We start from the raw sequence: 11,514 nt of genomic DNA on the forward strand, positions 1-11,514 counted from the left end.
GGCGATCGCGCCGTGGCCCTGACCGCCCGTGACAATGAATGATGTCCGTCTCAACTCCCGGAGGCGCTTTCCATCCCACCCAGGCAGTAGTACTTGATATCCAGATATTCCTCCAGCCCCTGACGGCCGCCTTCGCGGCCCAGGCCGGATTGCTTGACGCCGCCGAAGGGAATCGGCGCACCGGTCATCTTCACCGAGTTGACCGAGACCATGCCGAAGCGCAGGCCGCGCATCAGCTGCCAGACGCGGCGAATGTCGTGGGTGTAGACATAGGCGGCCAGGCCGTATTCGGTGTCGTTGGCCATCGCGATCACCTCTTCCTCATCGTGCCAGGCCGTCACGCCGGCCACCGGCGAGAAGGTCTCCTCGCGCCAGGCGCGCATGCTCGGCGTGACATCCGCCAGCAGCACCGGCATGAAGAAGTTGGGGCCGGGGGCCATGCTCTGATCGCCGTGGATCAGCCGCGCGCCCTGCTCGACGGCGTCATCGACGATGGTCTGCGCCTTGGCCACGGCGTCACGGTGGATCAGCGGCCCCATGTCGATACCCGAGACCAGCCCATTGCCGACCTTGAGCTGCTTCATGAGGCGCACGAAGTGGCTCAGGAAATCCTCATACAGGCTGTCGTGCACCAGGATGCGATTGGCGGCGAGACAGTCCTGACCGGAGGTCTGGAACTTGGCATCGACGGCGGCACGCGCCGCCTCCTCGGGGTCCATGTCCGGCCCGACGATGAAGGGCGCATTGCCGCCCAGCTCCAGCGAGACGCGCTTGACGCTGTCGGCGCACTGGGAAAGCAGCAGGCGCCCCACCCGGGTGGAACCGGTGAACGAGAGCCCGGCGACACGTGGGTCATCACACAGCTGCTTCGAGACTTCCGCGGCCTCGCCGGTGATGACACTGAAGACACCGGCGGGAATCCCGGCACGCTCGGCAAGCTCCGCCAGCGCCAGCGCCGAGAACGGGGTCTCGCCGGCGGGCTTGACCAGCACGGTGCAGCCAGCGGCCAATGCAGCCGCGGCCTTGCGGGTGATCATCGCCAGCGGGAAGTTCCACGGCGTGATCAGCGCGGCCACGCCGATGGGTTCACGCACGGTGCCCAGCGCGGCATTCGGGATATGACTGGGAATGGTCTCGCCGAAGGCACGGCTGCCCTCCTCGGCGAACCAGTGAACGAAGCTTGCGCCGTATTCCACCTCGCCACGGGCATCGTCCAGTGACTTGCCCTGCTCACGGGTCATCAGCATGGCGAGATCCTGCTTGTGGGCGCGGATGAGGTCATACCAGGCATCCAGCAGCTCGCCGCGCTGGTCCGCCCGCAGCTTGCGCCATTCCCGCTGGGCCTCATCGGCCGCGGCAATGGCAGCATCGATCTGCGTGGACTCGAGCCACGGCACCTGACCGAGGCGCTCGCCGGTGGCGGGGTCGAAGACCGCTTCCTCACGGCCTGCCTCACCATGCACCCAGCAGCCGTTCACGTAGGCAAGCTGACGAAACAGTCGCGGGTCTTCCAGTGCCATGCCATCGCTGGCGCTGGCCCACTGACGGGTAAGGGTCTGGACACTCATGGCGCTCTCCCCGGCCGAAGGGCCGTCATCTGGACACTCAGACGATCTGCCCCTTGTGGATATCGGCAAGGATGCACATCACTGAGCACTGCATGGGCAGTGTCCTTCGCGCAGCCCGAGGCCTGCGAAGGACGCGTTTCAGTGACTTCAGTGTGGGGGATGTGACGGGAGGAGACTTTCGGGAATGCCCGCCAGAGGCTTGGCGTTCTTTCTGTTGTGGCGGGCGAAATGTCGGTTTTTTTCTGTCAGACGGGGGCGCGCTCCGGCGCAGTGCTCTGGAGCGCGACCTCACCTTCACGAGACGACAGGGCCTTCATGTGCAGGGGATCAGGCGGTCACGACCTCACTTTCGGTCAGCTCGGCGTAGAGTTCCGGATAGGCTTCCTGCAGACGCTCAAGCTCTGCACGGGCATGCGGGATGGCGTCGGTCAGCTGCTGCCATTCCTCATCACTGAGATTGTCCCGCATCAGCGGAAACAGCTCGGTACGCTCGGCACGCAGGTAGTCACGATGCGCTTCGACATAGTCGCGCAGATCATGGATGAACTGATCCATCGGTATGATCTGATCCATCAGGATGCTGTCGAGATTGTCGGACAGCTTGGAGAGACGGCCGTGCAGAGTGTGATACTGCTGGATGAGCCGCTGACACAGGGGTGAGGCGTCCTCGGAGCGCTCGCACAACATCTGCGTGCATTGACGCTCCAGCGGAATGATGAAGCCCTGCATGTAATCGAGAATGTAATCCACCACTTCCCGCATCATGCGAAAGTCCGGGCGTTCGCCACTGACCAGTGTCCTGTGGCGATGCGAGAGCACGTGCAATAGACGCGCCATGTTGGCGTGGTCCTGGCGCAGCTGAGTCACATTGGGCATGACTTCCTCCTCCTGACGGAACAGGTGGCCGATGCTGGCAGACAGCGCTGCCGCCTCGGGCATTGCTACCGAATGTAGCAATGTCGTCATCCTGAAGTGTAGGACACATCCCATGAGCGCCCGTTAGACGTTGGGCGGGATTGCCTGAATGCGCGAGGCATGCTGTCAGGAAAACATGACAGTCCGTGAAGAAGTCACGGATGGCCTGATGCCGTTGGCAGGCCGCGCCAGCCCTGCTGATTTGTACAGGCTTGCGTGATCGGCCATGATGAGCGCATTCCCCGCCCACGCCTGCCGGAGCCTGACTCGCCGATGGATCTCTTTGCCGATACCGCCTCGAATTCCCATGCGCCATTGGCCTACCGCATGCGACCGCGCTCGCTGGAAGATTACATCGGCCAGGCGGCGCTGGTCGGGCCTGACATGCCGCTGCGCCAGATGGTGGAATCCGGCGTGGTGCGCTCGATGATCCTGTGGGGGCCGCCGGGCGTCGGCAAGACGACGCTGGCCGAGATACTGGCCCACGGCTGTGATGCACACCTTGAACAGCTGTCGGCGGTGATGGCGGGCGTGAAGGACATCCGCGAGGTGGTGGAGCGAGCGCGCCACCATCAGGCCAGCGAGCGCCAGACGGTGATGTTTCTCGATGAGATCCACCGCCTCAACAAGAGTCAGCAGGACGCCCTGCTGCCGCATGTGGAGTCGGGTCTGCTGACGCTGATCGGCGCGACCACCGAGAACCCGTCCTTCGAGGTCAACTCGGCACTGCTGTCGCGGGCGCGGGTCTATGTGCTCAAGGCACTGGACGAGGAGGATCTGATCGAGGTGCTGACCCGTGCCTTGCGCGATGAGGTCAATGGCCTCGGCACGCGTCAGATCGACGCCAGCCGCGAGACGCTGACCCGGATTGCGCGAGCAGCCTCGGGAGATGCGCGTCGTGCCCTGGGCCTTCTGGAAACCGCCTGCGACTTCGTGCGCCGTGAGCCAGATGCCCAGGGGGGAACGCGCGAGATACTCGAGGACAGCTCGCTGGAGGCCGTGCTGGGCCATCAGGCCTCAAGCTTCGACAAGCAGGGCGATGACTATTACGACCTGCTGTCGGCGATCCACAAGTCGGTACGCTCCTCGCGCCCCGACGCGGCGCTTCTGTACATGGCACGCTTCATGGATGGCGGCGGGGATCCGCTGGATGTGGTGCGTCGGCTGGCGGCGATTGCCTCCGAGGATGTGGGCAACGCCGACCCGCGCGCCCTGCCGCTGACCATCGCGGCCTGGGACGCCTATCTGCGCCTGGGCGACTACGAGGGCCAGCGTGCCATCGCGCATGCGGCGATCCACCTGGCCATCGCCCCCAAGAGCAACGCCATCGACACGGCGTGGAAGGAGGCCAGAGCCTTCGTGCGCCAGCAGCCGCATTTCGGGGTGCCGGTCTATCTGCGCAATGCGCCGACGACCCTGATGAAGGAGCTGGGCATGGGCGAAGGCTATCGTTATGCCCACAACGAGCCCAACGGCTATCCCGCCGGCACGGCGCACAACGCCTGGCCCGAGGAACTGCCGGTACAGCAGTTCTACCGCCCGACCCAGTATGGCGGCGAGAAGCGCTTTGCCGAGATAGAGCGCTGGCGCCGCGAGCTGGATGACCACGCCGACCGGAACACGCCTGACGCCCAGTCGTGAGCGCCAGAAACGACAACGCCCGGGCCATCTGGCCCGGGCGTTGTCGTCTGATCATCATGTCACTGCTCGCGGATCACTGCTCGCGAATGACATCCGCACCTTCAGGAATCTGGAACACGAAGCGACTGGCCTCCAGACTCGGGTTGTACTGGACATCATGGAAATCGATGGCCGTACGCTGGCCGGTGGAATCGGCCATCTGCAGCATGTCGAGCTGCTCGCCGTCGAAGGTCAGCTTGAGGCTTTCAAACAGGGTGTCGGCCTGCTTGGGCGTCAGCGTGAAGGTCTCGCGGGCCCCCTGCTGCTGGCGCTCGACATCGTAGTTGGCGGTCAATTCGCTGGAACGCCCGGACAGCAGCAGTGCCGGCGTGTGGGTCACGCGCTCATCCAGCGGCTGCACGGTGACCTGCTCCAGATCCGGGTCATGCAGATAGACTTCCTTGCCGTCGGAGACCACCTCCTGGCGGTATGGCGCGTCGACGCTCCAGCGGAACTTGCCCGGACGTGACAGCCACATCTTGCCGTGGGCTTCCTGCAGACGCTGGCCCGAGGCATCGAGAATCTGCTGATCGAAGTCGGCGGTATAGGTCTTGAGGGGCTCCAGCAGGCGAGAAAGACGCTCTCCGGCGGCGTCATCGGCGTGGGCCGGCAGGCTGGCCATGCCCAGCATCAAGGCGGCGCCCAGCCCCTTGGCCAGACGGGTGGTCAATGAGGAAACGAAAGAACGTGACGGTGTATTCATGACACTCCTTGCAATGAGACGGACATGGCTGCGGCCTGAGGCCTCGACGCGCGATATCCACCTCATGTCAGCGATTCGGGTTGTGGCCTGCCAGTCTCGCCGCGAGTCTGACAGGTGATCTGACGTCTTTGACACGAAGGGGAGCCAAAAGCTCCCCTTCGTGTCTTTCATGTTTCAACTCAAACGCTTGGCTGCACTAGCCGCTATGGTTGGGGGCGAGCACTTCCCGCGAGCCGTTGGTGCCCATCGCGGAGACGACACCGGCCATTTCCATCGCCTCGACCAGCCGTGCGGCACGGTTGTAGCCGATCTTGAAGCGCCGCTGCACGGCGGAGATGGAAGCACGACGCGACTCGACCACATAGGCGACCGCTTCATCGTAGAGCGCATCCTGCTCGGCATCGCCGTCCTCGCCTTCGGCCTCAAGCCCGGCCAGCGCATCCGCCTGCACGCCGCCGGTGAGGATCTCCTCGATATACTCCGGCGTGCCGCGACGCTTCCAGTCATCCACCACGCGGTGCACCTCGTCATCATCGACGAAGGCGCCGTGGACACGCGTCGGCATGCCGGCACCGGCCGGCAGATAGAGCATGTCACCATGGCCCAGCAGATCTTCCGCACCGCCCTGGTCGAGAATGGTGCGCGAGTCGATCTTGGAAGAGACCTGGAAGGCCATGCGCGTCGGGATGTTGGCCTTGATCAAGCCGGTCACCACGTCCACTGACGGGCGCTGAGTGGCCAGAATCAGGTGAATCCCCGCGGCACGCGCCTTCTGGGCCAGACGTGCGATCAGCTCCTCGACCTTCTTGCCGACGATCATGAACATGTCGGCAAACTCGTCGATCACCACCACGATATAGGGCAGCTTGGCGAGCACCGGCGGATGCTGGTGCATCTCCCAGGGCTGTGGCTCCCACAGCGGGTCAGCGATCTGGGCGCCATGCGCCTCGGCTTCATCGATCTTGGCATTGAAGCCGGCCAGGTTACGCACCCCCATGGCGGCCATCAGCTTGTAGCGACGCTCCATCTCGGCGACACACCAGCGCAGGGCATTGGCGGCCTCCTTCATGTCCGTCACCACCGGTGCCAGCAGGTGCGGGATGCCGTCATAGACCGACAGCTCCAGCATCTTGGGGTCGACCATGATCATGCGCACTTCATCTGGCGTGGCCTTGAGCAGCATCGAGATCAGCATCGAGTTGATGCCGACCGACTTGCCCGAACCGGTGGTACCGGCCACCAGCAGGTGAGGCATCTTGCCCAGATTGGCCACCACCGGTGCGCCCCCGATGTCCTGACCCAGCGCCAGCGTGACCGGCGAATCCGCCAGCTGATAGGCATCCGAGTCGAAGACTTCGCGCAGGCGGATCATGGCGCGGTTGGGGTTGGGAATCTCGATGCCGACCGTGGGACGCCCCGGAATCACCTCGACCACCCGCACGCTCTTGACCAGCAGTGAACGCGCCAGGTCGGTCGACAGGTTGGAGATCTTGGAGGCCTTGACCCCCGGCGCCGGCTGGATCTCGAAGCGCGTGATGACCGGCCCCGGCCACACATCCGCCACCTCGGCCTTCACCCCGTACTCGCGCAGACGCACCACCAGCAGCTCGGCCATCTGGTCGAGTTCTTCTTCGCTGTAGTTGGGCTTCTGCTCATCCGGGGGCGTCAGCAGGCTGAGCTGTGGCAGATCGCCCTCCGGCGCCTCTTCGTGATCCGAGCCCTCGTGACGCTGACTCTGCAGGTGCTCCACGGTCCAGAGTGTCGGCCCGGAGGGATCCCGTACCGCTTCCTGCGCATCTTCCGCCGTCGCCAGTCGCCCGGCACCCGGCACCATGCCGGACTCATCGCCGTCATAGGCCCAGCTCGGACGCTCAGGCGTCGCGTTGGCGGGGGCCTGCTGCGGCTCGATCTCGTCTTCCGGCACCTGCGGCTCTGCCGGCTGCAACGGGGCGGCCGACTCACGAGCGGCCAGCTCTCGAGAAGCTGGCTCTCGGGAAACCTGCTCAGGCTCTGACGCACGTGGCGCCGGCTCCGTCGGTTCTGCCGGTGTCGGTGTCGGAGCCGAAGTTGACGTCGAGACGCCACCAGCACCGCTCGCACCAGCAGTTGCCGAACCCGATGCGGTGGGTGTGGCATCGGTGGATTTGCCGGTGGGGGCCTCGAAGGCATCATCCCAGGAGACGACGGCCTTGCGCGAGGCCGCTGCTGCCACACCGGCAGCCATCACGCCGGCACCGACCGCAGCGCCTGCCAGGGAGGACTCTCTCGGTAGCGGTGCATCCTCTTCATCACGCGGCTCAGGCGGCTGAAGCGCCGGATTGGCTGCCTTGTGAGCGCGTTCGGCTTCCTGCGCGGCGGCCTGACGGGAGGTCTCGGCCTCATGCTGGGCCTGACGTGCCGCTTCTGCTTCACGGACTGCCTTGGCTTCTCGGGCCGCTTCCGCTTCACGGGCTGCTTCCGCTTCACGCGCTGCCTCGGCCTCAGGTGCCGCTTCTGCTTCGCGGGCCGCCTCAGTCTCACGGTCTGCCTGGCTCTGCGGCGCCTTGCCAGCTTCGCGGGAGGTCGACTCTGCCTGGCGGGTGTCCTGACGCGCTGCAGGTGCGAAGGCGGACGCAGCGTCCCACTCCTTCGCTGGCCGAGACTCTGTCACCGGTGCGGTTTCGCTCACCGAGCTATCGACTGGCGGCGTGCTGCCGGACGTCGACGCCTCGGTGTCACGAGTCGCCGAGGCGTGACGCTGACGCTCGGCTTCGATGGCAGAGGCATCCGGCAGGCGCGAGCGGGTCACATCGGCGCGTGAGTCTGCGGCGCTCTCGGGCGAGGCTGCCGTTCTGGGGGCCGCGGCAGCCTGGGACGCCACGGCCGCCTGCACGGCGCTGGCAAGCTCGACGCCCTCGATGTTGACCGTGGCACTCTGCACCGTCATGCGTTCGGTGTAGGCAGCCCCCGGTACCTTGGCGGAAGGCGTGGTCTCGGCTGTCTGCCAGGGGATATCCGTGCTGCGATCATTGGCGAAATCGTCGTCACCGCCAAGCGAGGGTTCCACCCGACGCTTGCCACGTGGCTCAGCCGCCAGAGTGTCGTCAGCCTGCGCTGCGCCAAGCAGTATCTCGTCGCTGTCTTCTTCCCACTCGACACGCTCCTCTCGACGGCGCGGCAACAGACGCTGCCACCAGCTCAGTCGCTCGTCATCACGCTCCGGCTCGTTGTCGGCATCGTTCTCGTCGTGAGTCAGCGCCTCCTCGGCATAGGTCGCCTCGTCATCGTATTCATCATCACGACGACTGTTGAGTCGCTCCTTCAGCCAGATGCCAAGGCGCATGCAGCCATTGCCCAGCTCGTCCATGACCGTCAGCCACGACATGCCGGTAAACAGCGTGAAACCACACAGGAAGCTGGCAAGCGACGCCAGCACGGTGCCGCCCATGCCGATCAAGGGCGTGAGCGCTCCTGCGATGCCCTTGCCCAGAATACCGCCGGCACCGTTGGTCAGCTGGCTGTCAGGGCTGTAGAACTGGATATCGCCGATCACGCAAGTCGCCATGATCAACAGGAAGAGCCCGCCGGCACGCACCGCGATGGTGGTCGGGTCCCACACCAGCTCGGTGCTGGGTTGACGCATCAGACGCCAGGCACCGAAACCGAGCATGGCAGGCCACCACAGGGCGCTGCCACCGAACAGGGAATACAGGACGTCGGACAACCAGGCACCGATGCTGCCCATCCAGTTGCTCGTCGTCGACTCAGGACCGCTGTAGGACCAGCCGGGGTCCGTCGGCGCGTAGCTGAACAACGCCAGCAGCATGAAGACGCACAGGCTGAGCATGAGGATGACCACGCCTTCACGGCTGACACCCTGCAAGGTGGTCGTCAGTCGTGAAGGCGGGCGAGCCTGGGCTTCCGCGCGTCGTTCGGCACGGATGGCCTTGCGCTCCTCGCGTTCAGCCTGGCGCTCTTCACGGCGCAGGGCCGCCGCGCTCATCTCGCGCGGTTCATTCCTGCTCGTGTCCTTCTTCGCGGGCTTGCCCGAGACTCTGGGCGTCTTGCGGGGCGCGGGCTTGCTGGCCGCTGAAGCGCCCCGCAGGCGAGCGAAGAAGCCTGGCGCATCCGCCTTCTGGCGGGCACGCTTTCTCGGTGTTGCTGCCGCGCGGCGGCTGCGGGTCTCCGGCTTCGCCTGATCCCGACTTGTCTTTCTGGCACTCTTGGCAGTCAAGTCGCCATCCCCCTTGCACCTTGTGGGCGATTTTCCATGTACCTTCAGCCGGTTATCATAACCATCCGATGGCAGTGACGTCACAATTGCCGATTCACGTCTGCCCATGACATCCAGGTGTCACGAGCGCATTGCACTGAGCTGTTCACGATCCAACAAGAGACTGCCCATGCTGCCCTGGCTTCCTCCTGCCCCCGTACGCTTCCCGCATGCCAGCGAAGCGCTGAGCGACCCCGATGGCCTGCTGTGCGCGGGCGGCGACCTCAGCCCCGAGTGGTTGCTGGCGGCCTACCCTCGCGGGATCTTTCCCTGGTTCAGCCCGGGTGACCCGATACTGTGGTGGTCGCCAGACCCGCGCATGGTGCTGAGACCCGAGGAGGTGCGCGTACGTCGCAGTCTGGCCAAACGCCTGCGCAATGGCGGGTTCCACTTCAGCATCGACCGCGACTTTACCGGCGTCATCGATGCCTGTGCCAGCATTTCCCGTGAGGGGCAGGCCGGCACATGGATATTGCCAGAAATGCAGCAGGCCTACATCGCTCTGAATGCCATGGGTCACGCCCACAGCGTCGAGGTCTGGCAGGGTGACAGCCTGGTAGGCGGCCTGTATGGCGTGGCCTGTGGCCGGGTCTTCTTCGGTGAGTCCATGTTCTCTCGCACCACGGATGCCTCGAAGATGGCACTGGTCGTGTTGTGCCGTGAACTTGAAGCACGCGGCTTTCCGCTGATCGATTGCCAGATGCACACCCCGCACCTGGAGAGCCTTGGGGCTTGCAGCATCGCTCGCAGCGAATTCATCAGCTATCTTGACCAGTATGCCACTGGCGAAGGGCATGAGGGCAAGTGGTCACTGACAACCGAGCCCTTGAAACACGGCAATCAAGACCTGTGAGCCATATCGCAAGGTGAAGGTCATCAGGTCCTTGGAACGATACCGCCATCCTGGCGCAGGTCATCACCGACGATGGGCTGCCGGCGTCCACACTGATGCAGTGAGGGAGATGAAGCGAAGGTGAGCAGCAATACCCCCAAACAACCGCAACGCGATCTGCGCTTCTTCCTGACCGTGCCCCATGCCTGCAGCTACCTGGAAGGACGCCAGGCGACCACGCTGTTCCTCGACCCACAGGAAGCGCCCAACTCCGGCGTCTATGATGCTCTGGCTCTGCTCGGCTTTCGTCGCAGCGGCTCACACCTCTATCGACCGCACTGCGGCGATTGCCGCGCCTGCATCTCGGTACGAGTCCCCATCGCCGACTTCACGCCCAACCGTACCCAGAAGAAATTGCTCAAGCGCAATGCCGATCTCACCATCGAGGAAGGCCCGGCACTGTTCGATCCCGAACACTATCGTCTGTATGCGCACTATATCCGTAGCCGTCACGCCGATGGCGACATGTTCCCGCCAAGCCACGAGCAATACCGTACCTTTCTGACGTCACGCGATGAATATGCACGCCTGATCAGCTTCCGGCTCGATGGCAGGCTGGTGGCGGTCGCGGCCATGGATCGCATGAGCCATGGGCTGTCCGCCATCTACACCTTCTACGACCCCGATGAAGCCTTCCAGTCGCGCTCCCTCGGCACCTACGCCGTACTGTGGCAGATAGAGCAGGCGCGCCGGGAGGCTCTGGCGCATCTTTATCTGGGCTACTGGATACGGGATTGCCGCAAGATGAACTACAAGCAGCATTTCCAACCGCTGGAATACCTGGATGGCAGCCATTGGCGTCGCCGAATCCCCTTCAGCTTCCATGATACTCACCTCCCCCTGAGCCTCATCAAGACTGGTGACAGCCTGCAGCGCGACGCCTAGGGCCCGCCTTCGCCTTCCCGCTCCTGAAAGGATGGGGAACCTCATGGCAGTGCCGCTGCCCAACCTCGGTGCAGCGGGTTCTCGAGAGGGGGTTCGAAAGGGAAGCTCGAGAGTGGACAAGGGCAGCCTCTGCCGCCGGCGGAACCTGTCGGTGGCACTGGATACGATTTTATCGCTCCTGCGGCCTGCCCACGAGCGCTCAAGGAGCGTACAATCTCGCTTCGACTTTGCCTTGCTGCCGCCCTTGCGGCACAATATCGCCTATCGAAGTCCCGAATCCGGCACTTTTCTGTGCGCGGATGGCTCGGAACCCACCGCATTACTCCCTGTATCAGATGAGGATCAGCCTATATGGCGCGTGAAGATCATATTGAAATGGAAGGCGTCATCGTCGACACCCTTCCGAACACCACTTTCCGTGTAGAACTGGAAAACGGCCACATCGTGACCGCACACATCTCTGGCAAGATGCGCAAGAACTACATCCGCATCCTGACCGGTGACAAGGTCAAGGTTGAGCTGACTCCCTACGACCTGTCCAAGGGCCGTATCGTCTACCGTTCGCGCTGAGCACGGTCTGACTGCCTTGCCGGTCACTCGACATCGAGCATCAGGCTGC

General features: G+C 64.1%; 8 protein-coding genes. 4 read left to right on the plus strand and 4 right to left on the minus strand.

Annotated elements, in window-relative coordinates:
* Positions 1–50: 50 nt before the first annotated feature.
* Positions 51–1,520, minus strand: coding sequence for an NAD-dependent succinate-semialdehyde dehydrogenase (locus OW493_RS10385; protein ID WP_077375705.1), 1,470 nt, complete (start codon positions 1,518–1,520; stop codon positions 51–53).
* 375 nt (positions 1,521–1,895) lie between these two features.
* On the minus strand, positions 1,896–2,444 hold the full coding sequence (locus OW493_RS10390; protein WP_077375707.1) for a hemerythrin domain-containing protein: 549 nt from the start codon (positions 2,442–2,444) through the stop codon (positions 1,896–1,898).
* Positions 2,445–2,756: 312 nt separating this feature from the next.
* Between OW493_RS10390 and OW493_RS10395 the strand changes: the two genes are divergently transcribed.
* Positions 2,757–4,124 carry a replication-associated recombination protein A gene (locus tag OW493_RS10395; RefSeq protein WP_084207982.1) on the plus strand — a complete coding sequence of 456 codons (1,368 nt, stop codon included), beginning with the start codon at positions 2,757–2,759 and terminating at the stop codon, positions 4,122–4,124.
* A 73-nt stretch (positions 4,125–4,197) separates the two neighbouring features.
* Here OW493_RS10395 and lolA read toward each other — a convergent pair whose 3' ends face one another.
* Positions 4,198–4,794, minus strand: a complete 597-nt coding sequence (gene lolA, locus OW493_RS10400) for an outer membrane lipoprotein chaperone LolA (RefSeq protein WP_103751423.1) — start codon at positions 4,792–4,794, stop codon at positions 4,198–4,200.
* A 268-nt stretch (positions 4,795–5,062) separates the two neighbouring features.
* Positions 5,063–8,848: a DNA translocase FtsK 4TM domain-containing protein gene (locus OW493_RS10405; protein WP_289864060.1), complete on the minus strand. Its 3,786-nt coding sequence runs from the start codon at positions 8,846–8,848 to the stop codon at positions 5,063–5,065.
* A gap of 400 nt (positions 8,849–9,248) precedes the next feature.
* On the opposite strand from OW493_RS10405, the gene aat reads away from it, so the two are divergent.
* From aat to infA, 3 genes are all read left to right on the plus strand, one after another.
* Complete coding sequence (gene aat / locus OW493_RS10410) at positions 9,249–9,971, plus strand: leucyl/phenylalanyl-tRNA--protein transferase (protein ID WP_289864062.1); 723 nt, start codon at positions 9,249–9,251, stop codon at positions 9,969–9,971.
* A 120-nt stretch (positions 9,972–10,091) separates the two neighbouring features.
* Positions 10,092–10,895, plus strand: a complete 804-nt coding sequence (locus OW493_RS10415; protein ID WP_084207979.1) for an arginyltransferase — start codon at positions 10,092–10,094, stop codon at positions 10,893–10,895.
* A gap of 351 nt (positions 10,896–11,246) precedes the next feature.
* A complete protein-coding gene (infA, locus tag OW493_RS10420) occupies positions 11,247–11,465 on the plus strand; it encodes a translation initiation factor IF-1 (protein WP_024953359.1) in 219 nt (72 codons plus the stop codon).
* Positions 11,466–11,514 lie beyond the last annotated feature (49 nt).

This window comes from Cobetia sp. 14N.309.X.WAT.E.A4, assembly GCF_030397495.1.
GTDB lineage: Bacteria > Pseudomonadota > Gammaproteobacteria > Pseudomonadales > Halomonadaceae > Cobetia > Cobetia marina.

Bases quoted from the DNA above. Each gene is read 5' to 3' on its own strand.
- OW493_RS10385 (WP_077375705.1), bottom strand. From the start codon at position 1,520: ATGGCACTGGAAGACCCGCGACTGTTTCGTCAGCTTGCCTACGTGAAC.
- OW493_RS10390 (WP_077375707.1), bottom strand. From the start codon at position 2,444: ATGCCCAATGTGACTCAGCTGCGCCAGGACCACGCCAACATGGCGCGT.
- OW493_RS10395 (WP_084207982.1), top strand. From the start codon at position 2,757: ATGGATCTCTTTGCCGATACCGCCTCGAATTCCCATGCGCCATTGGCC.
- lolA (WP_103751423.1), bottom strand. From the start codon at position 4,794: ATGCTGGGCATGGCCAGCCTGCCGGCCCACGCCGATGACGCCGCCGGA.
- OW493_RS10405 (WP_289864060.1), bottom strand. From the start codon at position 8,848: ATGAGCGCGGCGGCCCTGCGCCGTGAAGAGCGCCAGGCTGAACGCGAG.
- aat (WP_289864062.1), top strand. From the start codon at position 9,249: ATGCTGCCCTGGCTTCCTCCTGCCCCCGTACGCTTCCCGCATGCCAGC.
- infA (WP_024953359.1), top strand. From the start codon at position 11,247: ATGGCGCGTGAAGATCATATTGAAATGGAAGGCGTCATCGTCGACACC.